Here is a 26,303-nt window from a genome sequence, read left to right on the forward strand (position 1 = left end):
TTGTGGAAGAAAACGGCTCCCAGGATCGTTTCCCCCCGGGTTACAGGATTTTATTCAGAACGCCCGTTTCAAGATCATAATAAAGCCCGTGGATACTGAGGCCCTTTACAGCCAGGGCTTTCTTCACCAGAGGGTACTTCTTCAGGTGCTCGATCTGGAGCCGGACATTCTCCTGTTCGATCCGGCGCAGGCGTTCTTTGCACTCTTCCGGGGTAACCGGGGGGGCCAGCTGTGCATCGATTCGCTCTTTTGCCTCCATCGCATTGTTCAGCCAGATCTGGATGAACGGGCTGTCCATCTCGCTATCCAGGGCTTTTATCGCCCCGCAGTCGGAGTGCCCGCAGATGACAATGTCCCGGATATCCAGGTGGTTGATCGCATATTCGAGTACCGATGCAAAATTCCAGTCCTACACCGGTATGATATTGCCGATATTGCGATGGATGAAGAGCATGCCCGGCTGGGCATGGGTGATATGGCCGCTTTGGATCCGGGAGTCCGAACACCCGATCCAGAGAACCTTCGGGTGCTGCTGCCTTGCGATCGTGGAATACCGGGTGTATTGTTCCTGGAATTCGTTCTGCCGGAACCGCTCATTGCCGGCCAGCAGCTGGTCGATGACCGGGAGATCGGTATTGTCGGGGGATAAGGAAACGGGTGTTTTCATACGTTACTTCCGTTTTTTTGCATCCGGGTCACGGCGGATCCCTGGGTATCTTGGATGTGATGGACCAGGCATGCGTCCCAGGCAGCAGGTAAATGGGGCGGGGTACCGTATCCCCTGCGCGGCATTTATACCGGACAAGCCGATAAAAAAATATCGCCTGTTAATCCAGATACATCACTGCATCAGAATTTACCTTTATGGAATTTAAGAATAATCCGTTGATGTTGTTCTGAGTGAAAACATCGGTCAAGAATAGTAACTGCCCCTTACAGGGTATCAGCGGAATCAATCCATAATCGTTATAATCTATTCTGGATGAGATCGATAACCGGCATGGCAATCTTTGAGTGTAACTTCTGCGGAAGGTGCTGCATGAGCTTTGGGAAGCTCATCAGGATCGAGCGTCAGGTGAGTGGCCAGGATTATTTCTGTCGTGACAAAACAACCGATGAGCTCTTCCAGGCCCATGTACTGCCGGAGTTTGCCGATGAGATCGAAGAGGAATTCAGTGAGCCGGGAAAGGGTAACCCACAGGTCACTTCTCCTTTCTGTATCTTCCAGAAAAAGGATCCCGGGGGGCGGGGGTATACCTGTGCCATCTACCCGACCCGTCCCGGGATCTGCCGGACCTTCACCTGTTACCGCATGCTCATTTATCACAGGGAGAGCGGGGAAGTCCGGGGCAGGGTGATCGGTTCCCGGGAGCTCAGGACCGGAGATGCGAGGCTTCAGGAGATCTGGAAGAACGAGATCGAATGCCTGCCATCCCCAACAAGACTGCAATGCGCGGGTTCGCCGGAATCCGCCAACCACAATTCCCGGCTCCATGCCCGCATAGCGGGATCCACGGCTCCTGATGACCGCGGATGGGTCGGAAGGGTCCAGACGATCCTTACATCCCATGGGTATAATGGAGATCCGGTCGAATAATATCCTGATTCTGCGATCCCAGAGCGGATTCTGCCACCAGGCATGCAGGCACCGGACGCGAGTGCCTCATCCGGTAAGGCCAGGACGGCCGGTACCGGTGAGTAATAAAATGGGTTTTCCGGATCAGTGCATAACGGGGTGTCATTTACTCTGGTTGACCACGGGTTACTCTGCAGTGAATGCCAGGAAACCGGAACCGGTGTGGTTCCGGATCAGCGCTACCATCCGCAGCGCTTCGTTGCTCTTCTCTGCATCAATGACGGGTGCACAGAAACCGTATTTTCCCCGGTGTTCATCATCGATCCCGATTGCACAGGCATCCCCTTCAGCCGGAAGCCGGCTGCGGGTATCTGGTCCGATCCAGTTTAACCGGTTTTTCCACAGCTCCCGACACCTTCTTACCCCTTTACGGTCACTGACAAGAAATCATTTCTTTGTTTCATATATTTGCCGAAATGAATCCAAAAAAAGTCCGCCATGCACCCGGCAGGTTTTAAATCCCCTTCCTATACCCGCAGATGAATTATGCGGGATTCACAAATACCGGAACCGGGAACAGCGGGCAGGTTGCAGACAACACCGCAACTTCCTGCGGCAACCTCCAAACCGGATGCCGGGCCGGGGGGCATGAAAGCAGGGGAAACCTCAGGGTCTGGTTTTTCCGAGCAGGATTATTGCGCAAAGAGCAGAAAAACAAAAAACCGCTTCGAACCCCGGTGTCTTCGGTGTCCCGGATGCGGCAGGGGCTGAAGCCGGCACCGGAGAGGTTGCCGGGATAGATACTGACGGGCTGACATTCAATCCGCCGGAATATCCCGGATCCGATGGGGCAGTCCTGACGGGAACTGCGGTCGGGACGGGATTGATGACATACTGGAACAGCGTAGAGGGTCCAAGCGAGCCGCCCTCCCCGTAGGCATTGGTAATTGAGATCGGGAATGATCCAAGAGAAGAGGGGGGCGTGAGAATGGTGAGCTGGCTGTCATTGACAATGTTCAGGACGGTTACGGGTTTTCCCCCAAGCAGGACGGATCGCGTTCCGTTAAACCCGGACCCGGTGAGGGTGACTACCGTTCCTCCGTCCATGGAGCCGGCCGGGGGCGAGATGCCGGTCAGTTTCGGGACCGGAACTTCATAATGGAACATGGTGGCAGCGCCAGAAGATCTTCCGGTGCCGGCGGGATTACTGACAGATACAGCCACGATCCCATCAGAAGAGGGAGGCGTGAGGATAGTAAGCTCCCAGTTATTGATAACGTTCAGGCCGGTGGCGGAGTTCTCCCCGAACTGGACATTCGTTATGCCGGTAAACCCGGATCCTGTTATGGTAACAGCAGTTCCCCCGGCAACGGAACCTGAGGAGGGGGAGATATTGGTCAGTTCCGGAAGGGGATACTCATAGGTATACAGGATAACGGGATCCAGGGATCCCGCAGACCCGTGGGCATTTCTGACGGTTACCGGGACGGATCCGGGATACCAGGAAAACGGGGCGAACAGGGAGAGATGGCTGTCATCCACAATGTCGAGAACTACCCCGGACTGATTTCCGAACAGGACCTCTTTTGTACCGGTAAACCCGGATCCCGTCAATCTGACGGTTCCTCCGCGGGTTGAGCCGGATGAGGGCGAGATTGTGGACAGTCTCGGGAGAGGAGATTCTTCATAGGCATACTGGAACTGGGTAAATGGTTCCATGTGGCCAGGAACTCCTTCCGCGGTGAGGATCGAGATGAGAACCCGCTCTTCGGGATGTTGCGGCGTTATGACCGTGAGCTGGCTGTCATTGATGATGTTTATGCCGGTCACGGATTTCCCCCCGAACAGGACATCCTTTGTGCCGGTAAACCCGGATCCCGTTATGGTAACAACCGTACCTCCCTTGACCGGGCCGCCGGAGGGAGAGAGCCCGGTTATCATCGGGACGGAAGCAGCCGATACCTGCCCGACCAGTACGGGAAGGAGAACGATGAAGAGAACAGAGAACACACTGCAAAACACGATCATGCGGCCTGCAGAGCCACTCGTTCCTCCTCTCACACATGCTGATGACAATGAACAACGCTCCCTTTATGAATTGTTCAGATTCATGATTATTCAATTATAATTATACCGAAAAGAATCCGGATAATTTTCTCCGGTTATTATACAAAATTCCCCGGAGGCCCGGAGGGTTCACTAAAGGTCGCCCGGGGATTTACGGATTACAGGAATAACCGGAAAAAGAGAAAGAGAATTATTCAATGATGATCGACGGCTTGAACGGCAGGGAGGTGAGGGCCTTGACATGGCCGCTTCCTTCTGCTTCCACGATGTGGACCGGCACCCCGAACTCCTGTTCGAGGAATGTTCTGGCCGATTCGAAAACTGCCTTCTCGCTTATGGGCTCCCTCAAGAGGGGCTCGATCACATGCGGGGGGAGGCGGTGAACGAGGGTGGTGCACTGCTTTGTTGCATCAGTTGCATCCTTGCCGCGTTTCCTCATGTTCTCGTCTTTCATGATCTCCTTGACAACCGTGTTCCTGTCCTCCGCTGCCGCAATGGTGCGGAAGATCTGGTGCTTCCATTCAGGAGCAAGGGCGATCGTGATCGCTTTTGGCGTGATCTGGATCAGTTTCCTGATCGACTCGATATCCTCAACCGTCCGGGAGAGGAGTTCCTCGGCAAGCTCGACTTTCTCGTTGACCTGCTTTTTGTCGGCAACCGGCCACGGGGCAAACGATGCAAGGCCTTCACCGGCAAGTTCCTTCCAGAGGTGCTCGGTTGTGAAGGGGATGAACGGGGCAAGGAGCCGGGTCCAGACCGAACAGAGGGTATGGAGTTCCCTGCTGCCGTCGCAGTCCTTCGGGAGGCGCCTGCGGTACCATTTCAGGTCGGTCTCGATCCCGAAGTAAGCCTCCTGGAGGGCCTGCCGGGTCTGGAACTTGTCAAGGGCTTCCGTTGTCCGGGTGATGTGGGCCTGGAGCCGGCTTGCCAGCCAGCGGTCGATGTCGTGCGGCTCGCCGGTTGCGTCCTTGATCTCCATGACGGTGTTGTAGAACCGCTCGATCTGCTTCTTGGTGGAGAGGACGAGTTCGTTTCTCCAGTCAAAGTCCTGCCAAGGCTCGGCGCTGCCCATCAGGAACATGCGGACAGTATCGCCGCCGAACTCCTTGACCGCGTCCTCGAGCAGGAAGACATTCCCCTTGGAGGACGACATCTTGGCGCCGTTTAAGAGACCCATCCCAAAGACTACCATGCCCTTCGGGAGCAGTTCCTTGTGGCCCGCAAAGACCGTTGTGTGGTGGAAGATCTGGAAGGTTAAGTGGTTCGAGATGAGATCCTTTGCCGAGAAGCGGAAGTCGTACGGGTACCAGTACAGGAACTCTTCCCGCATGGCATCGAGTTTCTTCTTCTCGGGGAGGTCGGGCGACTTCTTTCCGAGGAAGATATAATCGAAGACCTCGGGGGTGAGGAGTTTTGAATCGATCTCCCGGATCTTATGGGCAATGGTGTAGTACGCCATGTACACGGTCGAGTCCGAGAGCGGCTCGATGAGCTGCTGGGGATCCCACGGGAAGCGGGTGCCAAGCCCGACACGCCGGGTGCAGGCCCAGTCCTTGAGCCAGTCAACCGTGCGATCGAACTCGAGCCGGACTTCGGGGGGCACGAGCGCCATGTCCTTTAGGTGATCGGAGACTTCCTGTTTCCACGCGGGGTCGCTGTACTTCAGGAACCACTGGTCGTGGAGGATCTTGACCTTCACCCGGTTGCCGCACCGGCAGACCACGGGGCGGACATCGAACTCGTACATCACGACCGAGTCGTACTTCCCGGTCATGAGGGCAGCGACTTCATCGCGGGCAACCCGCACGGGTTTTCCGCCGTACTTCTCGAAGAGCTTGCCTTTCGAGAACTCGGCGGAGTAGATCTCCTGCGTGAGCGTGTCCATCCGGCTGTCCATCTGGTTGAGGATGCCGGCCTTCTCGACCGCATACTGGGCCGGGACTTCTCCGTAGCCTTCCACCTTGATCAAGGGAATGGGCCTGATATCCTTGTATTTCCCGGCCTGCTGGAGGTCGCGGAGGGCTATGTAGTCGAACGGGGCATGGGCGGGGACGCTCATGACCATACCGCTTGCCATGTCGGGGTCAACGAACGGGGCCGGGAGGATCGGCACTTCACCGCAGAGCGGGTGGCTGACCTTCTTATCGACAAGGTCGCTTCCCTTGATCTCTTCCCTGATGTCGACCGTGTGGTCCTGGAGGGCAATCTTCTCGGCAGCTTCCTTTGATACGATCCAGGGCTTGCCATCCACAATGGCCCTGACGTAGGTAACCTCAGGATTGGCCCAGAGGTTGGTGACACCATGGATGGTCTCGGGGCGGAGTGTTGCGCACGGGATGAAGGCATCGTCGAACCGGAACATGACCATCGTGAACTTGATAACTTCGGCCTTGTCACCTTCGAGAAGATCGTGGTCGCCGACCGGGTTCTCATCCACTGTGCAGTACCGCACCGGGTGGGCGCCCTTGATGACATGGCCTGCCTCGTAGAGGTGCTTCCACTGCCATTCAATGAACTTGCTGTAGGCCGGGTCGACCGTGATGAACCGGCGGCGCCAGTCAATCGAGAGGCCGCAGTCGGTCATGACCCGCTGGTACTCGGCAGCAAAGTGCTTGACAATGGTCAGCGGGTCGACAAACTCCTCGAGCACGTTCTGCGGAACGCGGTAGAGATCACGGTAGAGCTTGATGGTCTTCTCGTCTTTCTTTGCGATCCTTTTGGAGATACCGACCACAGGAGCGCCCGTGACGTGGAACGCCATCGGGAAGAGCACCTGCCGGCCCCGCATCCGCCAGAACCGTGCAATCACGTCCGGCACAATGTAGGTCCGGCCGTGCCCTACGTGCATGGCACCGCTCGGGTAGGGGAACGCGACATTCAGGTAATACTTTTCGAGTTTCGAGGGGTTGGACTCAAACGCATGGGCCCATCTCTCGTGCGCTTCTTCTTCAAACGCGGCTAAATCGAACTGGCTCACTGACATGCACCATCCAGAAAAATTATACCGGCCTTAACTTGATGACCTCGTTGTTCGTGTAGCGCCGGATCATCTCCTGCGCAATGCTGGAATTCTTGGCAAGGTGGATCTCGCCCTGCTCGTTCACGGTAGCCGTGAAGAGGTACTCTTTGCCGGCAAAGACGTCGACTATCTTGCCGCTCTCAGTGGGGGCAAGGATCGTGAGCTGCTTCTTGTCGGTGTGGATCCGGATGCCGCCGCCAAGGTTGATATCTTCCTCGGCCTTGGCCGGCACTGCCTGCTGCCGGTCGAACTCGGAGCGGGGCTTGATATCAATGCCGATGCCGAGCTTGTTGACGATACCGGATATGTTCTTGCCGCCCTTTCCTATGGCTGCGGGAACATCCTTGTCATCGATGTACACGATGGCTTTTGTGTCGGAGACCATCTGGACGTCGACAAAGCCCTCGGTGTAGCGTCCGATCTCGCGCTGGATCTCTTTCTCGGTGAGTTTCCAGCCGGGCCGCTCGTCGCTCTCCTTTGCCACGGGCTCGGGAGCCGGTGCTGGCGGGCGGGCGGCTGCCGGGGTCGGGGCAACGGGCTGGCCGATGTGCTGGATCCTGCCGGTGGCAGCGGCGGGCTTTGCCACCGGTGCCGGGGCAGGAGCCTGCGGGGTTAAGATCGGCATGACGATGGTCTCGCCATCGTACCGGAATATGTCGACAACGAGTTCACCGGTCTCGTGGTCGGTGATGGTGGTGACGGGCCGGAGGTGCAGCTCGTTTGCCATGCCTTCGGGCACCTTGATGGTGAAGCCGACATCGTAGACCTTCGTGATCACGCCCTGTTTTAAGAAGATGATGGTGTTGACGATCTGCGGGAGGACCGAGAAGTCCACCCGGTCGGAGAAGCGCTGGACCGCGTCCTGCACGCCGTTTGCGTGGATGACTCCGACCATGCCGAGGCCGGCAAGGCGCATGTCGGCAAAGACGGAGAAGTCCTCGCTCTTCCGGAGTTCGTCGAAGATGACGAAGTCGGGCCGGACGAGCAGGAGAACGTCCGCCGTGTTGGACATGCTCCCGTCAAGCATTGTGTACTGGGTGATCTGGTCCGGGACCTGGAGCTCGCGGGGAGCTTCCATGGTCTTGACCACAAAGCCGCTGTCCGAGAGGTAGGTGGCAAGGCTCTGGGCGAGCGTGGTCTTGCCGGAGCCGGGCGAGCCAACGATGATCATGCCCCGCTTGTCGCTCGTGATCCTCTTTGTGATGATATCGGACTTGGTGTAGTCGGCAAGCGACACGTCCACGATGGGGCGGACTGCGGTTATTTCCATGCCGTCGGAGAACGGCCGCCGTGCAATGGCGATCCGCATGGATCCTATCTGGACTATCGTGATGCCGCGCTTCTCGACTTCGATGAATCCATCGGGGTCGCGCTTGGCCCGCTCAAGGATCTCCTGGGCCATCATCCGGAGCTCGTACTCGCTTGTCGGGGCATCGCGGATCTTCACGAGTTTCATGTCGTTGATGGTTCCCTTCTTGGCCCGGGGCGAGATGCGCTCCTTGAGGTACACGGCAATCGTGTGCTCGTCAAAGAACTGGTCGATTGCCAGCGGGACAAAATCGGTTACCTGGGCTTTTAAGTAGATGACATCGAGTCCCTTTGCCCGTGCCACCTCGGCCTGCACGTTGTCGCTTGTGATGAACCGTGCAGAGTTCTCTATCGCGATGCTCCTGATCATAGCATCGATCTCGCCGCCGCTTGCGAGTTTTACCTGTTCAAGCGTGGGGCGGATACCGGAGAATTTGAGTTCAATTATTTTCTCTTCGGCCATTTTGCACAGCTGCTGCAGTTCGTTCAAGCCCGAGAACCCTATCTCGCGTCCGTTGTTTGCCTGGGCCTCCAGTTCTGCAATCACTGCTTCCGGGACGATTATTGTTGCACCCTTGTATTCACCGGCCTTTATCATTGCTGTGATGCGTCCGTCGATAAGGACGCTCGTATCTGGAACTAAAATCATATGATATCCTCTTGGTATGGTCTTCTATGGTATGGTCTTCTATGCTATGCCTATGCTATGCTATTCTATTGGGAACAAAGCGGGCGCCCGCTCTTTCCCGCAACCGGCACGGCGCCTTACAAGCCGCCTTCGCCGGTTATCCTGATCAACGGTACTGAGATCGTTGATAAGGTAGATATAATACGGTCAGGTTTATAAGGGTGAGGGGGAGGAGGAGGATGTATATTATTTCCAGAACGTGAAATTCAAAAAAATTATGCTAGTTATAATATTAGCATTATGTGGAACTCCCAAATATGTGTTAATTAGACAATTTTATTAAATTGTAAACACCCCGATCGCAAGTTATAAAAAAAGAAGAAATTAGTAAATTTCAATCTTTAATGATTCAAACTCTTTATTTTTTATAATTTCAGAAAATCCTTTATCGAATGTAACAAATTGCTTTATTTGAAAATCTCTTGCAATAAGTGCGTGTTGTATATCCAAATGTCCAGTTCCTTGATATTTATATTTAATTTGAGGCATTTTGCATTTGCAATCAAAGCACCAATCTTTCTGACCAATATCTCCAAAACTTTGAACCAAATATTTATAAATATTTTTATAGTGATCAACAATTTTATTGTCTGGATCTTTAATTTCGATTTTTTCTGCTTTCCATAACTTTGATATTTTTTCCGCTATTTCTTGACGTGTATCTTCATAATTTTGTATTAACTGTTTTTTTCTATCATCAGATAGACCGTTGTATTCACTATTTTCAATAGTTCGCTTTCGAATTATGTCAAAAAGCTCTAATAAGACCAAATGAGAGACAGCAATTTTAATTTTATTTTCTTCTGCGTATGCAAACAATTTCTTAGCTTTTTCTGTGTGCTTATCTTTAACCATATATGAGTACCAGATGCTGGTATCAAAATAAACACGAGCGTCCGACATGATCACCCTCTAATTGATCGGATAACCTCAACAGAATCTTCCCCATCTCTGGATAAATTATTTAAAATCCCCTCTAAATCGCGGAATGATATATCTTCAACCTTTTTCGATAGAGGTGGTAATCCAAATAATGATCTAAATTCTTCTATTTCTTCTTCTTGAGTTGAATTAATTTCAATTATTTGATCTTGTTTTTTAAGTTGAGCCTCTAAAAAATCAACTTTTTTTTGCAAAGAGGACACAACTCTTAACACACTGTCGTTTTGTTTTTTTACTTCATCTAATTCAGTAGCAATAGATCGATCAGATAAAAGGTGAGAATACGATTCAAGTGGGGATGCATTCCTCCAAGAATTTACTCGGAGATTATCTTCCATTAATTTTGAGGTGGTTGCCGTATCTTTTAATAAAACGGAAGGACGATTCCTCGATATCGGAGAAATCACATCACACTTATGTGTGTGTTGAGGTGGATATTTTGGTTTTTCAAGCGAATATGTATCCCAATCCATATTTACACCGTTCAGAGGGACTCACTTACCGTATTTTTTCTTTTCGCCGACTTTACACATTGTATTTGAAATTTGGTTGCAACATATCTCAAATTTTTCAATGCAGAATATAAATTATCTTTATTTTTGTCATTATAACATTTTATAATATTTTTCATATGTTTTTTCATTTCATCAATTAGTTTTTTCCCATCAGTTTCTTCAATCAGATATTCATCAAATAACGGACCAATTTCTGAGAAGACCCCTTGAAATACTTCAGTAATCATGACGCCATCATCATAATCAGACATTACTGAATATAACGTCAAATTTGATGATGCAATAAAACACGATCTTAAATTACCCGAATCGAGCACGTCTAAGATAAATGACAAATTTTCCCTGAAAACATCAGAAACGTCTTTCATTTTTTCACACAATCCTTCTGTAACATTCTATTTCTAATATAACAAGATAGATAGCATAAAGATTCGCTCAGAATCACCCATTTATCGGTAAACATCTTAAATGTATCACCATTGGAAAAACAGAAACGATCTTACTTAACACTCATCCACCACCCCATCACCACAACACGCTTGGCCCCATACCTGACAGGGATCCACATCGGGGCAATCCCAAGAACAGGGTTTAATATCCATAGCCACCTCTAGGTGCTACTATGCAGGCTGCAAGTTCCATTTACATCCGGGAAGATCTCAAAACCCAGCTGAACAACCTGAAGCGTCACCCGAAGGAATCGTACAATGACGTTATCGAGCGCCTGGTGAATCTTACCGTTGACGATGAACCGCTCAGTGCTGATGCTATCAAAGGCTTAGAAGAAGGTCTCGAAGATATCAAAGCGGGAAACCTTATCCCTGAAGAGGTTATCCGGAAGAAATACGGTGCAGGATGAATCCGTACCGGATAAAGTACACCCATCGTGCAGACCGGGACCTGGAAAACTTACCTCCCGAGATTGCCCGGAAGGTGATCAATGCGATTCACGGGATTTGCAATGACCCGTACCAGTTCATCAAAAAAATGAAGGCATCAAACCCGGATCATCCGGTGTACTCGCTCCGGGTCCGAAGGGATGTTCGTGCGCTGCTCTCGATCCATGATGACGTCCTGATTATTCATGTTCTTGAGATCGATCACCGAAAACAGGCAACTGACACTGCACTCGCCAGCGAATCTTCCTTAAAGAAAGACTGGCTGCGTCATGAGGAAGATGAAGCATGGGCGAACCTGTGAAAGGCGACATCGTTGTCGTCCTGTTCCCGTTTTCCGATCTGAGCAGTGCCAAGAAACGCCCGGCGCTCGTTCTTGCCACACCGGATGGCGATGATGTTATCCTCAGTCAGATCACGAGCCGGCTGGTATCAGATAATTCTGCAATTCTTATTGGCGATGAGGATTTCTCCGCCGGATCGCTCCGGCAGGAGAGCAATGTAAGGCCAGCCCGGATATTTACTGCGGATAAGAGAATCATCCAGTATGTAGCGGGGCACCTGAAGGATGAAGTTATGGAGCGGATCATCAATCGCCTCATTGAGATCGTCCGGGCATGACGGGAAGACCGGAGATCCTGACATGGTTGAAACAAAAATCATCGACGCGGTAATTTTTTTCAACAAGACTCATGAGACTACAGGAATCCGAAACAGCGATCGGATCCTAATCTGATCCTTCCGGACCGGAGGGGGGTGGACCCCCGGTTACTCAGGAAGAGGGAGGGGGGTTCCCACGATTTGAAAAAAATATGCCGGGGGGGTATGCGGGGGACCCCCCGCCACAACCATGAGTAGGGGCCGGTTTTCTGAGATGGTTTCCAGCTCTTTTCCGCAGAAGTTCTGACGTAAGGGGAATAACTTCCAGGGTTCCCAAAAATGAGTGGGGCAATTGATCCGGGCCGGATGGGAGGGGGGTTAGCCGGGGACCCCCCTCATATTTGGGTGGGGGGTCCCTGCGTTTTAAAAAAAGAATGGAGGGGGGGTTGCCGGATAACCCCCCTGCTCCCTGCCAGCTTTTCCGGGCAGGGAATTTCCAGAGATAATATCCGGTAGGGAGTCGATACCGGTTACCGTTGCTTTTTCCACCGGAATGCCACAATTCCCACGAGCACCAGTGCAATGAGCGGGATCGCTGCGGACAGTGTCAATGAGGGGGTAGTGTCCGTCAGGGGCTTCCCCTGCATGTGTGTGTTTTCGTGCGGGTTCGCAATCGATGCAGGGATTGCTGCCGGAACGGGGGATGCCGATGCCCCCTCGCGGTTGAAATAATAAACCGTTGTGGCATCTCCGGCTATGTAATATCCCCCATCCTTTGCCACAGATAGGGAAGAGGCGGTGAGGTTGTTTTTCCAGACCGGATGCCCACTCCTATTGAATAAGTACAAACCGGTGGATGTTCCGGCGAACACCCGGTCCCCGCTTCCAGAAACCGCGATATCATTCACATACGCGGGAACGTAATACTCCCACAGGAGGCTGCCGGTCCGGTTGAAATACCGGATATAATACTGTGAAGTGGCAGCTGTGTATTCCCCGTCAGAGGAGAGAGCCACCCGTGCATAAGAAGTAGACCGGTTATAATCCCAGAGAAGGTTTCCCTCATGATCCAGGAGGATGACGTGATTGTCATCCACGCCGGCAATGAAATTCCCAGTTCGGGATATGTCAACATCATGGATACCCCGCGAATCAGACCCGATCGTGTAATTCAGAACCAAAGTCCCGTCGGGCGCCATCAAGTAGATTGCATTTCCCGGGTATGCTCCCCCGGCAACACCTCTTGTACCGTCGCTGTCAATTGCGGCAGACCAGACTGCAGCAAGGGTATCGAACGTGCCGGTCCGGGTTCCGTTCCTGTCAAAGAAGTACAGTTTTGAATCCCCTGAAGCAAAAACCAGGTTTCCGTTATCGGAAATTGCAACACGCTGAACACTTGCATTGGTGCTGTATCTCCAGAGAATACTTCCGGATCGGTTGAAATAGATTATTTCACCCCAGCCAAGTCCATTGGGTTGATAAGGATCCATGAACCCGGCCACAACATTCTCCCCGTTCCCGGATATCGCTACAGTATTCATGGCCTTTCCCGTAACATTGTACGTCCAGAGAGTTTTCCCGGTCTGATCATACAGCCGGATGATTCCAAGATCGGATCCAGCCACGATGGTCCTTCCATCATCGGAACCTGCGACAAGGACATTAAAGTGTCCCAACTTGTCAGACCAGATTGGTGATGCGTCGGGTATAGGATCTGATGAATACCCCTGAGCAGGTATGATAGATAGCAATGTCAATAAAAAAAAGCAGATTATCAGGTTATTTTTGGGTTTTGTCATAATATCAACCGCATTTTATCCACCTGGATCTAACGGAGATTTCTCTTGGTGCAGTACACATACATCCCTATCGCGATGCAAACACTGACACAAATCAAGAGCAGAGTACTGGCCGATTTTTTGGCAGTCTCCGGCTCTGGGGACTCGGTTGCAGTGACTAAGGACGATGACAATGCCGGCACCGGACCGGAAGGAACCCCGGCAACAATGGCATCCCCCCGGTCATTGAAGAAATAAACCGAGTCTGAAGATCCTGCCACAAAATAATCCGCGTTCTTCGAGGTTGATAGTTCGAGGATCTGTTTGGGGGTTGAATAATTCCAGATAAGCCTCGAATGCCGGTCATAAACCTTTATACCATGGGAGGTTCCTGCGATGATACGTTGACCATCATGGGAGAACCCAACTGCATCAAAATAATCCTTGTCTGTTTTTTGCCATACGAGAGAACCAGTCCGGTTGAACAACCAGAAATAATACTGGGCACCACCGGCGATATACTCCCCATCGGGAGATAATGCAATATCCCGAAAATCAGAACTGGTGTCATATTGCCACTTCAGGGTTCCATTTCTATTGAACGAATACAGATGGGAATACCCTGCACCCACGATCGTTTCACCATCAGGAGAGATTTGAATACAGAAGATACCATGCCTGGCCGAATAATTCCATAGGGGCGACCCGCTTCTGTCAAAAACGTACATCTTGTTACTGGATAGTGCTGATCCTGCAACTGCATAGGATCCATCAGCCGCACTTTCTAGAGCCCATATCCTGCCTTGCGAAGTAGTTGTCCCGAGGAGTTTGCCGTTACGGTCGAACGAATAAAGCCTCGGGCTTCCGGAAGCGTACAGAGTATTACCGTCATCCGAAATCGCAATGTGTTCAATGGTATAATCCCTGGAATACTCCCAGAGAAGAGAACCAGTCCGGTTAAAATAAAGAATTTCCGTAGCAGAATAATAACTCGGGACATCCGGAACAAGGAAAATCGCGCCGACATATTCCCCATTGCCGGAGATCGCGACAGACCGGACAATTTTTTCATCCCGTCTGAAAGTCCAGAGTACTTTTCCTGTCCGGTCATACATCCGGAGAGTTCCGTTGTCGGAACCTGCAACAACATATGCACCGTCGTCAGAGCAATCGACTTCATGGCTGCCGGAATATTCGGACCATAGGGGAGTGGAAGATTGAGCTGAATTCGATGAATGTCCCTGTACTGGCGAAACAGAGATCAATATCAATAAAAGAACCCAGAATATCAGATCACTATTGGGTTTTGTCATAATCTCAACCGCATTTTATCCACTCGGTTCTAACGGAGACTTCTTCTGTTGCAGTATACGTACATCCCTATCGCGATGCATACAATGATGCATGTCATAATAGAGAACGGCCCGATTTTGTTGTAGTCCTCGGGACAACCGGTATTCGCAATCATTTCGTCAATCATCCCGTTTTCCGATAAATCTCCAGAGAAACCCGGTACAAATCATCAGGGCCACAACCGGGACAACCGATGACACCGGAGATGACTGCGTGGTCCCCTGAACCGTGTTTCCCAACGTCAGATTATGTTCAGCTCCCCCGTAAGAGACCGCAGGGGTACCTTCAGGTTCGGGAACTGTTGCATTTCCCCACCGGTTGAAGAAATATGTCGTATCGGGGGTACTGACTGCGAAATACTCGCCGTTCCGTGCAACTGACACATGGGATACAGATTTCGGAGTCCCATAATGCCAGAGTAACGCCCCCGTCCGGTTAAGAACATAAACGCCCGTCGAACCACCGGCAACGATTACGTTGCCATCGTCAGAGATCCCTGCACTGCGGATTTCCGGGGAGTGTTTATATTTCCAGAGGACGGCCCCGGCCCGGTCGTATAACGCAACATAGAATTGTGTACCTGCTGCAGTATAACCCCCGTCAGATGATACCGCAATGCTCGAAATGTCAGGGTCGCTGTTCAGCTGCCACATCAGCGTCCCGTTGCAGCTGAATGAAGAGAACTGATAACGCGCAGCGGTTACAATAGTTGTCATGTCTGAAGAAATTCCAATGCTGTTTATGCTCTGTCGTGTTGGATATCTCCAGGAAATTGTTCCGTTTCTCTCAAAAACAGATATCTGGTTTGCCCAAAGGTTGGATCCCGCTATGTGAACTTTCTCCATAATCGTACCTCCAGCTACCGCGTAAGACCCATCGCCCGCCGCTCTCAATACCCAGGTTCTTCCGTCTGACTCGTTCTGTCCGATGAGGGTTCCGTTACGGTCGAACGAATACAGGTTCGGGGTTCCTGAAGCATAGATAGTGTTACCGTTATCCGAAATTGCAACATGTTCAACGGTATAATCACAGGTATAATTCCAGAGAACACTTCCGGTCCGGTTAAAAACGAAGATTGCTCCCCCTGCATAGTATGACGGCCCTTCAGGATTGAGAAAAACTGCACCAACATAATCCCCGTTGCCGGATATCGAAACTGACCTCACCATCTGATCGTCCCGCTTGAAAGACCAGAGGGTCTTTCCTTCCTGGTTATACATTCTCAGAATTCCCGTATCAGAACCGGTAACAACATACCTCCCATCGCTGGAACATTGGACCTGTATATCATGGACTCCGGTCTGGTTCGACCAGATCGGGATGGGACCCTGTATAGAATCAGGTATCTGACCGTATACAGGAATGATGAAAAGCAGGGACAGGAAAAGGATCATCACAATTTTTCTTTGGCAGATATTTTGGATCATTTTCGGACAATCTCCTCATTCATATCGTTAGAATCATACCATTGTAATCATGTAATCAACCCGTAAAAATTGATTGAACATTATCTGACATAGATAAAATTACCGTACGTGAATCCTTGAGACACAAATTCCCAATAAATCGAACCCGTGTACTGTGGATCATAGAATAACAGATACCGGTTTCCCCCGTCTACAAGCCAGCCGTTGCAGGCACGTGCATGCGCGGTAGGAAGTACTCGTCCTATCTTCAGGGGTCTTAGATTATCAATTTCTTCTTTGGCATTTTCCCATGTTGTATAAGGGGAATAGGTGTCTATAGAACTCAATTTACCCAGACCGCCATTATCTATCGAAACTGAGTAATATCTCAGTTCTTTGTTTGGATCGGTTCCTGTACCCGGGGACCCATTTGGGAAATATGCTCCCATCTTTTCTCCAATATGATACTGACTCCAAGGACTGGGGTGATCCGGTGTCAGAGAAGGTGTCATGTATTTCGACGATATCATTTGGGCAGTTGCAACAGCACACCAGTCATCGAAATATTGAGTGGAGTGCGTTAATGTGGGAAGAACCTTCATGCCATCCGGATCAAGAGAGGTTCTTGAGGCGGTCTCATTTGTTCTAGATTCCGCAAACGCGGTAGTTATTTTTACGATATCAAAATCAGAATATTTTGACAAGATCTCTGGATTTACTGCAAGCAGTCCCTTTTTTTGTTCATTCATTACAACATTCTGCGAATCCCATGTCGCAATATTCTTTTTCATATTTTCAGTAGAATATTGATCGTAATATGACGAAACCTGTGAATTCATCTTTTTTTCAGATCCGTCTCTCGAATCAATAATTATCTCTTTCTTCTCCCCGGTTTTTTGGTTTTTTAATGTCATCATTGAGCCAATGACTGGATAATCAAAGCATACGGTTTTTTCAGATAGCACTAGATATCCCGGATAATTTTCCTTCACCGCTTTTTTAGAAAATTCCAGCAATTTTTTTGCAGTATCCGGTTCATTAATGGATCCAATTGTAATTACAGACCCCCCAAGAGTCTTGCTCGCAGCTGCGTAAATCTCTCCAACACGTTTCCCATTTTTCTGAACTGAAAACAGGTAGAACAGTCGATCACCATTTATATCGAATATTTCCTGAGGAGTCGGATTGATTTTTGCACCGATCCAGTTTTCATCCAGTGCCCCGGACTGGATCATGTTCAGCATCGTTATCGTTGCCTGTTCCCGCGCAGTATCTACCGGGATATAATTTGCCTCTATGAGGTCCTGACCAGCGGATATTCTTTGGGAATCCGCCGCACTCACAACCGGTACCATCGCCATCGATGCCAGCAAGAGGGCCAGCAGGGCGACACTTACATTGCGTAGTTTCATTCGTTTTCAACTCCGTTTTTTTTAAACGCTACGCTCGGAGGCATGGGAAAATCTTCATAAGAATGAAAGATAATGATCACATGCCTACGGGCAGGACCGGGTTCTACACAAAGTTCGACGCTTGGTGAACCCGTCCTTCTTGTTTTCGGGACAACCACCGGTTATTCCCAATGAGCGATTTATAATTACGGTATTTATATTTTCTGTCCTCATCATCAAACTGGCGTGCTTGATAAAAAAATGTGTAAAGCTTACAACGAGAAAACGTAAATAGGATTAATCCGCGATGCAGGGAATCTATTACCTGCCGGCGTAAAGAAAAAGTGCGCGGGATTATCCCCCTGTCTCGGGTTTTATTTTTATTGGTGACCATTCCCCTTTGGGAAATTAAATGTCCACCCCCCATCAAATATGAGTAAACCCCCCGGATCTGCATGCGGATTACCATGACTTCGCGTGGACTTCCCGGCGTGAGCTGCATTTTGCCGGGCTTCCCGAAAATGAGAGAGGATGGAAATTTTCCGCGATCATGAAGGGGGGTGGACCCCCGGTTGCCCGGTCCCCGCCCCCATCCGGAGCACGTTCGCTCTCGCTACCCGCCCTTGGATCATTGCTATATATTACCTCACCGATTCCCGCCGGAGAATGGCGAATTGTTCCGGAAGAATTACCGTGTTTTTTCGAATTATTGCCTCTGCCAAAAAGGGGGTGATGTAAAAGAGGTACAACCGGGCCTTATACGGGCTCCGTTGCCCCGGGGCTCTCCGGAGGGGGTCCGGGCACCGAACCCCCCTCTTCCCGGGGGTGGGGGGTCGGATCGATTTTAAAAAATAATGGTGGGGGGGTAGGGAGTGAACCCCCCACGAGACCCGCCCTCTCACCCCCCAATCCGGGCCATTATAGCGCCCAGTTTCCCCATCCTGTGACCCGATTTTCCGGTTCCACAGGAAATGATGTCCACGCGACTCAAAAAGTCGTTGGATTACGGATATTTTCAAAAAAATACCTGATTATCAGGGGTTTCAGACCTGCAAAATAGCGGGCTTTGCACGGCCCTGTAATTTCCCACAACGTCCAGGTAAATTTTGGCCGGGACTGCTGCTGTAACGCGAATACGGGCGAAATTTCACAGGGTGAGTTTTGCGGGTTCCTGCGCAGACAAACTGTCGTGGAGCAGGAGAACGGCCGCGGGAACGGTTATGTACTCCCAGGTTTTTCCCGCATTAAAACAGCCCGTCGGGTATTCCGGCGCGATATGGCGGGATTTGAGATAACGCCCCAAAAAAGTGCCCGTAACTGACCGGTCCCTGGGCTCCCATTTCCTGCAATCGAGGCTCGAATCAGGCCCGGAATCAAATCCAGATGGTAGTACTCCCCCATGGTGATCCTGTATGGTGCGATTGCGAAACGCGGCCCCTTCTCACTTCTGTTTTTTCTGACATTCCCTGATCCCCCCGGGCCTTTTTAAGTTCATACCTGAAAATTCCCAGGTTAATTGGTGCAGTTATAATTCCCCCGTTCGCATCCGGCGAGGGTATGAGATCCAATTGATTCTGCGTGAATAACGTAGTATTGTCCGTGATATTCGTAGAGCGGCGGATTGGGATAACATTCGAGGAGCGTCTTGTTCTTACAGGGTAGATTATGAAACCGGAGATAGTCGCTCATGTTCCCATCAAAATCGGATACAACCCAGGTACCATAACGCTGGAAAACGGGATTATCATTTTCACCATGCATAGCACACTCAAGATCCGGGAATTCTTTTAGTTCATCAGAAGTCAGGTGAATAATTATCATATTATGGACAAAACTGAGGTTATTTTCCTCTATTACGTAATGAATATCAATCATTTTCTTTTCCTGAGGCGGGTGATCTCCAGCAAAGGAAGTATTTAGTAACACCTCTTTTGAAGGAAATAAAATCCCGCAAGTGAGATAAGTACCCACGATTCCCAAGATTAAAAGCACACTGATAATCATAATAAGTGTTGATTTCGATATTGGCAGATTCATCTTTTCCCACTCCTTTTCTCAATTCATTATTCTTTGAGATTCTGTCTCTATCCGGGATAATTTCAGCTAATCCTTTTTGGTAATCTCACTTCTCGGATAAAATGAATACCCAAAAAAAAAGGTTAATTCCTTCTCAAGGATAAGCCGCGTGAGAGGTAGTTGTATACCGTCCATTATCTGTATTCGTACTGACACTAACGTGTTGATCGATTGTTGGGGGGATTGTTGTCCAGACATTTGTTGCATATTGGAAATCTGCGTCATTCACCTTTCGTGCCCATTCATCCCTGGCAGTTGTTGTTGCCTCGAAGGTATTTGTTGTGGGATCTGTTTCCCTTTTATATTCGCTACTCCCAGCCAAATCGGTAAATGAAGAAGTACCTTGTGCAGAAGTTACAATGTATCGTTTTATGAAATCTAACGTTTCCATATCTTCGAAATCGATATAATAAAAACCTGAAGCAAACTGGACATGGTAGCCGAATGAGTGAGGAAGATTATTAATGTTTATAGCCACGTATCCTGGAAACTGAACATAACCACTTTGGGGGAGCTGTACACTGGCACCGCTTCTCCAGGTGGTAGGGAATAATTCCAAAATTCCATTGCCGCTTCTGTCTCGGTGTGCAACTACGATCTCAATCGCTTCATTAGAATTGAATTTATATTCCCTCTCCTGGAAAAGTTCAAATTGGTCGTTTCCAGCACCGAGAAGGGTCCAGCTGACGGGTCTGATCTGTCCAATGCAATAATCATAATTTCGGGTGGGATATGTCCGGTTCGCTTTTTCCCATGCACCAAACAGGTGAGGCAATGTTCCATTCCATACAGAATTCTTCGTGGGGATCAATCCTGCACCAGATTTTGTGAATTGTGTCATGGGAGACGACGGTTTTATCATTTCTCCGTTTGGTACGCCGGGATTATCCTGCAGGGGATATTTATCACTGGGAAGAATCCGAAGAGTGTCACCATCGCGTTTCATGTGAGAATTCAGATCTGTGAGGTTTTCGTAATGCCTGAAGAAATAGGGACCCGGCAGGGAGATTTTCCCATCATGAGCGTTTTGAACAAACTGCTTGTACATCTCTTTAGGCAGACGGATGAGAACAATATTTTCAGTCGAAGCAGTCAGATCTTTTTCGATAGAAATATCCGGATTCTCTTTTGTGACAGTAAATGAGGTTTTGGCATTCAGGAACTCAATCGGAAGAGTAATGATATCCGTTTTCTCGCTGTTACCGAATTTACCAAGCGTTTTTTGAGAGATAACCGTAGTCATCATCTCAGATTCCGATAGCCACGGGGCAGGTTTTGCATCCTTCATGTAATCGGATGAAATTGTGTGATGTTCTGTTGCGGTCTGTCCCAAAGGATCCTGAGTATTTGAATCACTTGCTGAATCCGCCGCACTCACCATCGGTACCATCGCCATCGCTGCCAGCAGCAAGGCCAGCATTACGACGGTTACGTTGCGTAGTTTCATTTTTTCTTACCTCCTGTTTCGATACGCTACGCTCGGAGGCATGGGAAAATCTTCATAAGAATGAAAGATAATGATCACATGCCTACGGGCAGGATCGGGTTCTACACAAAGTTCGACGCTTGGTGAACCCGGCCTTATGTTTTCGGGACAACCACCGGTTATTCCCAATGAGCGATTTATAATTACTAATATATACGATCTCTGTGCCGGGATCCGAACGATTTCCCATCACATAAACACATAGTGAGCACCGAACAGTTTTGTGGAAATAGAATGGATTGGCATATCCTCATACTTCTGTTTTAATGAGACACGGAAAATGAGCTGCTCATTATTGATGTCCGGGGGATCATCGGCTCGCGCCCGGATTTGTTGAAAAAAACCCGAAATTTATTCTGATATTCAGATCCGGAATATTCCGGAAGAACCAACGGAGATATCCGGTCCTCAATACTATCCGGAAATGGCTTCCGGTCCGTTCTGCTCAAACTTCCAGAATTTTTGTTTTCATAAGAGATTTGAAGCATTCTCATACAGTCGGGATCCGGATTGGAGGTACCAAATGCCTCACATACGTTGGAAGGGGGTGAGGTCCGTGTGGGATCCCCCCCTTGAACCGAACTAATACCAGGGACGAAACGATGAAAAGAGAATTATGTTACACAGCTACGGTCTCAACCCGTATGCGGCTGATGATAAATTCATTATCCGCAGGTATCTCTTCCCCGTCTTCTTTCAGGCAGGAGATATGAAGTTCAATTGCCTCCTTGGTGTTTCCGATCGTCTCTTCAATCGTCTCACCCTGCGAGAAACAGCCGGAAAGCGCCGGCACTTCTGCCCAGAAACCCCCCTCTTCTGCCTTGTGGATTAAAATGGTATATTCCATGATCTCTTCCTCACAATAATTGTGCGAATTCCTCTTCGGTCAATCCTGCCTTTCTGATAGCAGCTTTCAAAAGCCCGATCTTCACATCACCGGATACTGGAATCGTGATCAGTTGCCCGTTCGGCATTTTGATATTCACATGATCACCTTTTCCGTGGCGAACCGTTCCCCCGGCATTGACAAATACCCTGACCGCATCTTTTCCTTTTACCTGATAAAACGAGGTCACGGGTAACGATCCTTTGCTGATTGTTAGTGCTTGTAATTCATCATCCTTTTGCTGTGAGGGATAGAGGGGATCAATCAAGAGGTAAGAAACTCCCAGTCCATACCCCGCTTTTCCCAAAACCCAACCACCTCACATCGGCTAACCCTCCCGTCACTCCAGCCCCGGTTCCGAACCAGAGGGGGTGGCTAGAGGGGGGCCCTGGAAGAGAGATGGGGGTCACCCACTCCAAGGACCTGCTCACTCACCCCCAATCCGGGCCATTATAGCGCCCAGTTTCCCCATCCTGTGACCCGATTTTCCGGTTCCACAGGAAATGGTGTCCACGCGGCTCGAAAAGTCGTTGGATTACGGATATTTTCAAAAAATACCCGATAATCAGGGGGTTCAGACCTGCAAAATAGCGGGCTTTGCGCGGACCTGAAATTTCCCACAACGTGCAGGTAATTTTTGGCCGGGACGGCTGCTGCAACGCGAATACGGGCGAATTTTTGCAGGGTGATTTTTGCGGGTTCCTGCATCTGTCGCGGGAGGTCTGTTTATACTCAGAACGGCCACAGGACCGCACCGGTGAAGAGATTATTCCGGGCACGAATTGGGCGTTTTTTGGAAATCCTGCAAAAAATTGAAGGTTTCTGGGATTATCTGGTTTTCAGCCTGTAAAAACGAGAAAGAAAAGGATCTTCAGGGGGAAATCCGGGGACGTATGGGAGCATTTAGAAAATTGGGGGTGGGAGGGTTGACCGGGAACCTCAAACATTTCAATTGCGCCGTGCTAAATCCAGATATACACCTGCTGCAATGCAGAGACTGACACATATCGGAAGGGGACTGCTACCCGCCTTCGCCGTTGTTTGTGGGAGACCCGGCCGGGTTGACGTAATGAGTGGGGATGATGCTTCTGGGGTCTGTTGAGGACGCAATGACGGCATATACCAGACATCTTTAAAATTAGTGCCCATTCCTCCGATTACCCATATCCCGTTCTTGAAAACAATTACCCCGTGAAGAAATCGCGGACCAAACCCGGCGTGTTCTGTTTCAAGTGTCCAGTTGTTTCCGTCCGGTGACGACCAGATCTCATCATATGCAGTCTCACGGGGATGACTGGTTTGATGGGTCGGCGAATACGAACCACCTCCAACGATCCAGAGTTTATTGTCAAGGACCGCGACCGGCGTAAACTCCATCTTTTTGAAGGGAGCACTCCCATTAACCAGGATCCAGTTTTTTCCATTCTGGGATGACCACACCTCATTTGTTTCAGCCCCGCCAATCACCCAGAGCCGGTTATCGAATACGGCAACGCCCGGGGAGTAGCGCGGGGAAAAATTTGCATTGCTGGTAACAAGAATCCAGTCTTTTCCATCCCGGGACGACCAGACATCATTAATCGCCTTACTGTCATAACCCCCAATCACCCAGAGCCGGTTATCGAATACGGTGACGCCCATGTCACTTCGCGGAGTAAAATTTGCATTAGTGGTGACCAGATCCCAGTTTTTCCCATCCCGGGACGACCATATGTCATTCATTCCACTTTCCTTTGAAGCCCCGCCAATCACCCAGAGACGATTGTTGAATTCCGCGACTCCAAATGAAACACGCGGACTGAAACTCGCGTTACTGGTGATCAGATTCCAATTCTTTCCATCAAATGATGACCAGACATCATTTGTAAAATTGCCACGATCATCAGATCCACCGATAACCCAGAGTTGGTTATCAAACGAGCAACTCCCAAAATATCCCTTTGGACCGAAATCAGCATTATTGGTTATTTCGGTCCAGTTTCCGTACGCTGGTGTTTCAGCATAGGCAATCCCAGTGAGGGTAAAAAAGAGCACGAGAATGGAGAGAACAAAAATTTTCATACAGATCCCGCTTATAAAAAAATAATATTATATATTCCCCGTATTCAGTTTAATAGATGTAGGCCAGGATGTATTCGTTACCGATAATCCGTAGGAAGTCACATCCCATGTTGCCGAATTGATATAACCAGGCATACCTGATGGAATTACACTGTTCCCGTCCCGGTCATTAATGATGATATTGCCGAATGTTATATTGCCGGGGATATAATTAGAATTAAAATTTGTTGTGCTCATTCCAATTATTGTGGGATCCCATCCCTCCAGTACCGTGTATGCCCGGAGGTTCCGGTACGTCAGATTTGAAGACTGCGTGGTGTTAAGCTGGAGAGATGAACTGATACCTAAAGTCAAATCCGTAATCGCTCCAGACCACGACCCTGCATTATAGTACATGTTGCCCTGCATAAGGTCTCCCGTCGAAACTAATTCTCCGGTAGAAGGGATTCCATACCGTCGGGTTGAGTGAAACCCATTATTATTAAACTCCCATGGAGAAATCCACCACGTGGCAATACTCCAGTTTGCCTCATACGGATAAGGATCACCGGCATTATGTCTTATATACCATTCAAGAACTGGCTGGAGCAGATATGTGCCATTTCTGTCTTGAAGGCCATTCCAGATAGTGCTTTGTGATCCGTCAAGAGAAGGATGGCCAGTTGTAAAATTTTTTGTCAACGTAGGTTTCTTGGGAACATTATATCGTGCTGAAAACTGTCCAATGCTGGATATAGGTGCAGTTTCACCGTATTCAATCCATTGTGGGGACAATGTACCCGGTGAGTATGTCTTCATTTTCGATACGGTTTTCTTCCGGGCTCCCGCCGGATTTCCCATAACGGTCAGAATGCGCTTATTGTCATAAAACACGTTGATGGTGTTTTGATTTTCCATGATCAGAGAATTGTCCGGGATCTCGAAGACCGATGTTGCCGGCAGGGATCCGTCCGGTGTACTGACCAGGGGCGTCGTGGCATCATCGACCGCGAACAACTGTTTCCCGGTCGGATCGAACACGGTCGTTATGCTCCCGGAATCATAGACTATAGCACCAAAGGGGAGTTGCGAAACCTCCGGTGTTGCAGATGTTGCGATACGGGACCTGACCGGGGAATTTTGAGCATTTACATTAACCTGAAATTCTCCTGTGACGCTGACCATTAGCGGGCTTTTGTCATACTGTAACTGCGGCAGCGGTTTGCTGTTCTCGCTGGCAGCAAATGCATTCAGTTCAGCCATCTGTACTTTGTCCGATTGTGATATCTCCCCCGCACTCACCATCGGTACCATCGCCATCGCTGCCAGCAGCAAGGCCAGCATTACGACGCTTACTTCGCGTAGTTTCATTTTTCTTACCTCCTGTTTCAATACGCTACGCTCGGAGGCATGGGAAAATCTTCATAAGAATGAAAGATAATGATCACATGCCTACGGGCAGGACCGGGTTCAACACAAAGTTCGACGCTTGGTGAACCCGTCCTTCTTGTTTTCGGGACAAACCCCGGTTATTCCCGATGTGCGATTTATAATTACTAATATATACGATCTCTGTGCCGGGATCCGAACGATTTCCCCTCCCATAAACACCTCGTGAGTTCCGAACAGTCTTTCCCGCAAATGAGTGGGGGGTGGGGGGATTACGGTTTACCGGTTTTCTCGAACAGTTTCTCAGCCGGACACCCGATCTCCCGTTGCTTACAATACCTGCAGGCCAGCCGTCCCCGCACCAGGGCATTCCCGAGGAAACCCAGAAGTAAGAGAGCAATGATGAGGGCGACAACGGTCCAGGAAAATTTCTGCACGAGGAGAACGATTCCTGCAAGAACGGGGATCAGGAACAGCAGGAAATCCGGGACAAGATCTTTCCAGGTCAGGTTCATAGCGCTGAAATTCTTCGGGTTGCCCCGTGCAAAAAACCGGGCGCTCAGCCGGCCTTTGCCAAACGCACAGGTCCTGCCGTAATAGTAACAGTCCACGCAGTGTCCGCTGATGAGCCGGAACTCCAGGAGAAGAATAAAAACCACATACGCCATGACCCAGAAGAGGCTGAACCGGGAAAGGAGGATGACGCCAGTGACATAGATCAAAACCGGTACAAGATTTGACACAACGACAATCGACAGGGGATACTGTTCCCTGCAGCCCGCATCCTGCATACCAGAACTGGTGAACTGTCATCTAATAAATGCTGCTCATTCACATTTGTTCAGGAGAAAATTCCGACCCGCTCCGGAAGTTCGGGGGGCCCCGCC

Annotated in this window: 22 protein-coding genes and 1 pseudogene; 5 read left to right on the forward strand and 18 right to left on the reverse strand. The window is 49.8% G+C overall.

The window, feature by feature from the left end; all coding sequences use genetic code 11:
• Positions 1-40 precede the first annotated feature (40 nt).
• A pseudogene (locus WC598_RS09810) lies at positions 41-667 on the reverse strand (carbonic anhydrase).
• A gap of 333 nt (positions 668-1,000) precedes the next feature.
• Between WC598_RS09810 and WC598_RS09815 the strand changes: the two are divergent.
• Both WC598_RS09815 and WC598_RS09820 read left to right on the forward strand, forming a co-directional pair.
• A complete protein-coding gene (locus WC598_RS09815; RefSeq protein WP_372961318.1) occupies positions 1,001-1,597 on the forward strand; it encodes a YkgJ family cysteine cluster protein in 597 nt (198 codons plus the stop codon).
• 138 nt (positions 1,598-1,735) lie between these two features.
• On the forward strand, positions 1,736-1,966 hold the full coding sequence (locus tag WC598_RS09820) for a hypothetical protein (protein ID WP_372961319.1): 231 nt from the start codon (positions 1,736-1,738) through the stop codon (positions 1,964-1,966).
• A 276-nt stretch (positions 1,967-2,242) separates the two neighbouring features.
• Here WC598_RS09820 and WC598_RS09825 read toward each other — a convergent pair whose 3' ends face one another.
• The 6 genes from WC598_RS09825 to WC598_RS09850 all read right to left on the reverse strand — a co-directional run bounded on the left by WC598_RS09825 (position 2,243) and on the right by WC598_RS09850 (position 10,342).
• Entirely contained in the window at positions 2,243-3,586 is a 1,344-nt protein-coding gene (locus WC598_RS09825) for an IPT/TIG domain-containing protein (RefSeq protein WP_372961320.1), read from the reverse strand.
• 247 nt (positions 3,587-3,833) lie between these two features.
• Positions 3,834-6,620: a leucine--tRNA ligase gene (gene leuS / locus WC598_RS09830; protein WP_372961382.1), complete on the reverse strand. Its 2,787-nt coding sequence runs from the start codon at positions 6,618-6,620 to the stop codon at positions 3,834-3,836.
• Positions 6,621-6,642: 22 nt separating this feature from the next.
• Positions 6,643-8,619: a PINc/VapC family ATPase gene (locus WC598_RS09835; protein WP_372961321.1), complete on the reverse strand. Its 1,977-nt coding sequence runs from the start codon at positions 8,617-8,619 to the stop codon at positions 6,643-6,645.
• Between the two features lie 363 nt (positions 8,620-8,982).
• Positions 8,983-9,561, reverse strand: a complete 579-nt coding sequence (locus WC598_RS09840) for a type II toxin-antitoxin system VapC family toxin (RefSeq protein WP_372961322.1) — start codon at positions 9,559-9,561, stop codon at positions 8,983-8,985.
• A 2-nt stretch (positions 9,562-9,563) separates the two neighbouring features.
• Positions 9,564-10,073 (reverse strand): hypothetical protein, encoded by a 510-nt coding sequence (locus tag WC598_RS09845; RefSeq protein WP_372961323.1) that lies wholly within the window; start codon positions 10,071-10,073, stop codon positions 9,564-9,566.
• Positions 10,074-10,084: 11 nt separating this feature from the next.
• Entirely contained in the window at positions 10,085-10,342 is a 258-nt protein-coding gene (locus tag WC598_RS09850) for a hypothetical protein (protein WP_372961324.1), read from the reverse strand.
• Between the two features lie 395 nt (positions 10,343-10,737).
• On the opposite strand from WC598_RS09850, the gene WC598_RS09855 reads away from it, so the two are divergent.
• The 3 genes from WC598_RS09855 to WC598_RS09865 are packed head-to-tail and all read left to right on the forward strand — an operon-like array spanning position 10,738 to position 11,632.
• The gene (locus tag WC598_RS09855) at positions 10,738-10,974 is read left to right on the forward strand and encodes a hypothetical protein (RefSeq protein ID WP_372961325.1); all 237 of its coding nucleotides are present in this window, start codon (positions 10,738-10,740) and stop codon (positions 10,972-10,974) included.
• Complete coding sequence (locus tag WC598_RS09860) at positions 10,971-11,315, forward strand: type II toxin-antitoxin system RelE/ParE family toxin (protein WP_372961326.1); 345 nt, start codon at positions 10,971-10,973, stop codon at positions 11,313-11,315. Before WC598_RS09855 ends, WC598_RS09860 begins: the two co-directional genes overlap by 4 nt.
• Positions 11,300-11,632, forward strand: coding sequence for a type II toxin-antitoxin system PemK/MazF family toxin (locus tag WC598_RS09865; protein WP_372961327.1), 333 nt, complete (start codon positions 11,300-11,302; stop codon positions 11,630-11,632). The genes WC598_RS09860 and WC598_RS09865 overlap by 16 nt, the downstream gene beginning before the upstream one ends.
• 509 nt (positions 11,633-12,141) lie before the next feature.
• Here the strand turns inward: WC598_RS09865 and WC598_RS09870 are convergent.
• The 11 genes from WC598_RS09870 to WC598_RS09920 form a co-directional block, all read right to left on the reverse strand.
• Entirely contained in the window at positions 12,142-13,410 is a 1,269-nt protein-coding gene (locus tag WC598_RS09870; RefSeq protein ID WP_372961328.1) for a WD40 repeat domain-containing protein, read from the reverse strand.
• 29 nt (positions 13,411-13,439) lie between these two features.
• Positions 13,440-14,702, reverse strand: a complete 1,263-nt coding sequence (locus tag WC598_RS09875) for a WD40 repeat domain-containing protein (protein WP_372961329.1) — start codon at positions 14,700-14,702, stop codon at positions 13,440-13,442.
• 159 nt (positions 14,703-14,861) lie between these two features.
• Complete coding sequence (locus WC598_RS09880) at positions 14,862-16,169, reverse strand: PQQ-binding-like beta-propeller repeat protein (RefSeq protein ID WP_372961330.1); 1,308 nt, start codon at positions 16,167-16,169, stop codon at positions 14,862-14,864.
• Positions 16,170-16,249: 80 nt separating this feature from the next.
• Positions 16,250-17,560, reverse strand: a complete 1,311-nt coding sequence (locus WC598_RS09885) for a hypothetical protein (RefSeq protein WP_372961331.1) — start codon at positions 17,558-17,560, stop codon at positions 16,250-16,252.
• 1,491 nt (positions 17,561-19,051) lie between these two features.
• The gene (locus WC598_RS09890) at positions 19,052-19,576 is read right to left on the reverse strand and encodes a hypothetical protein (protein WP_372961332.1); all 525 of its coding nucleotides are present in this window, start codon (positions 19,574-19,576) and stop codon (positions 19,052-19,054) included.
• A 133-nt stretch (positions 19,577-19,709) separates the two neighbouring features.
• Positions 19,710-21,062, reverse strand: coding sequence for a hypothetical protein (locus tag WC598_RS09895; protein ID WP_372961333.1), 1,353 nt, complete (start codon positions 21,060-21,062; stop codon positions 19,710-19,712).
• Between the two features lie 658 nt (positions 21,063-21,720).
• On the reverse strand, positions 21,721-21,948 hold the full coding sequence (locus WC598_RS09900) for a type II toxin-antitoxin system HicB family antitoxin (RefSeq protein ID WP_372961334.1): 228 nt from the start codon (positions 21,946-21,948) through the stop codon (positions 21,721-21,723).
• Positions 21,949-21,958: 10 nt separating this feature from the next.
• Positions 21,959-22,294, reverse strand: coding sequence for a type II toxin-antitoxin system HicA family toxin (locus tag WC598_RS09905; RefSeq protein WP_372961335.1), 336 nt, complete (start codon positions 22,292-22,294; stop codon positions 21,959-21,961).
• Between the two features lie 641 nt (positions 22,295-22,935).
• A complete protein-coding gene (locus WC598_RS09910; RefSeq protein WP_372961336.1) occupies positions 22,936-24,048 on the reverse strand; it encodes a hypothetical protein in 1,113 nt (370 codons plus the stop codon).
• Between the two features lie 27 nt (positions 24,049-24,075).
• Positions 24,076-25,398, reverse strand: a complete 1,323-nt coding sequence (locus WC598_RS09915) for a hypothetical protein (RefSeq protein ID WP_372961337.1) — start codon at positions 25,396-25,398, stop codon at positions 24,076-24,078.
• Positions 25,399-25,688: 290 nt separating this feature from the next.
• Positions 25,689-26,207 (reverse strand): hypothetical protein, encoded by a 519-nt coding sequence (locus WC598_RS09920; protein WP_372961338.1) that lies wholly within the window; start codon positions 26,205-26,207, stop codon positions 25,689-25,691.
• Between the last annotated feature and the right edge of the window lie 96 nt (positions 26,208-26,303).

Source organism: Methanoregula sp., assembly GCF_041645475.1.
GTDB lineage: Archaea > Halobacteriota > Methanomicrobia > Methanomicrobiales > Methanospirillaceae > Methanoregula.

What these genes read in the sequence shown, in the direction of transcription:
- WC598_RS09815 (WP_372961318.1), top strand. Translation starts at nt 1,001, where the DNA reads ATGGCAATCTTTGAGTGTAACTTCTGCGGAAGGTGCTGCATGAGCTTT.
- WC598_RS09835 (WP_372961321.1), bottom strand. Translation starts at nt 8,619, where the DNA reads ATGATTTTAGTTCCAGATACGAGCGTCCTTATCGACGGACGCATCACA.
- WC598_RS09840 (WP_372961322.1), bottom strand. Translation starts at nt 9,561, where the DNA reads ATGTCGGACGCTCGTGTTTATTTTGATACCAGCATCTGGTACTCATAT.
- WC598_RS09845 (WP_372961323.1), bottom strand. Translation starts at nt 10,073, where the DNA reads ATGGATTGGGATACATATTCGCTTGAAAAACCAAAATATCCACCTCAA.
- WC598_RS09850 (WP_372961324.1), bottom strand. Translation starts at nt 10,342, where the DNA reads ATGATTACTGAAGTATTTCAAGGGGTCTTCTCAGAAATTGGTCCGTTA.
- WC598_RS09855 (WP_372961325.1), top strand. Translation starts at nt 10,738, where the DNA reads ATGCAGGCTGCAAGTTCCATTTACATCCGGGAAGATCTCAAAACCCAG.
- WC598_RS09860 (WP_372961326.1), top strand. Translation starts at nt 10,971, where the DNA reads ATGAATCCGTACCGGATAAAGTACACCCATCGTGCAGACCGGGACCTG.
- WC598_RS09865 (WP_372961327.1), top strand. Translation starts at nt 11,300, where the DNA reads ATGGGCGAACCTGTGAAAGGCGACATCGTTGTCGTCCTGTTCCCGTTT.
- WC598_RS09870 (WP_372961328.1), bottom strand. Translation starts at nt 13,410, where the DNA reads ATGACAAAACCCAAAAATAACCTGATAATCTGCTTTTTTTTATTGACA.
- WC598_RS09875 (WP_372961329.1), bottom strand. Translation starts at nt 14,702, where the DNA reads ATGACAAAACCCAATAGTGATCTGATATTCTGGGTTCTTTTATTGATA.
- WC598_RS09880 (WP_372961330.1), bottom strand. Translation starts at nt 16,169, where the DNA reads ATGATCCAAAATATCTGCCAAAGAAAAATTGTGATGATCCTTTTCCTG.
- WC598_RS09885 (WP_372961331.1), bottom strand. Translation starts at nt 17,560, where the DNA reads ATGAAACTACGCAATGTAAGTGTCGCCCTGCTGGCCCTCTTGCTGGCA.
- WC598_RS09890 (WP_372961332.1), bottom strand. Translation starts at nt 19,576, where the DNA reads ATGAATCTGCCAATATCGAAATCAACACTTATTATGATTATCAGTGTG.
- WC598_RS09895 (WP_372961333.1), bottom strand. Translation starts at nt 21,062, where the DNA reads ATGAAACTACGCAACGTAACCGTCGTAATGCTGGCCTTGCTGCTGGCA.
- WC598_RS09900 (WP_372961334.1), bottom strand. Translation starts at nt 21,948, where the DNA reads ATGGAATATACCATTTTAATCCACAAGGCAGAAGAGGGGGGTTTCTGG.
- WC598_RS09910 (WP_372961336.1), bottom strand. Translation starts at nt 24,048, where the DNA reads ATGAAAATTTTTGTTCTCTCCATTCTCGTGCTCTTTTTTACCCTCACT.
- WC598_RS09915 (WP_372961337.1), bottom strand. Translation starts at nt 25,398, where the DNA reads ATGAAACTACGCGAAGTAAGCGTCGTAATGCTGGCCTTGCTGCTGGCA.
- WC598_RS09920 (WP_372961338.1), bottom strand. Translation starts at nt 26,207, where the DNA reads ATGCAGGATGCGGGCTGCAGGGAACAGTATCCCCTGTCGATTGTCGTT.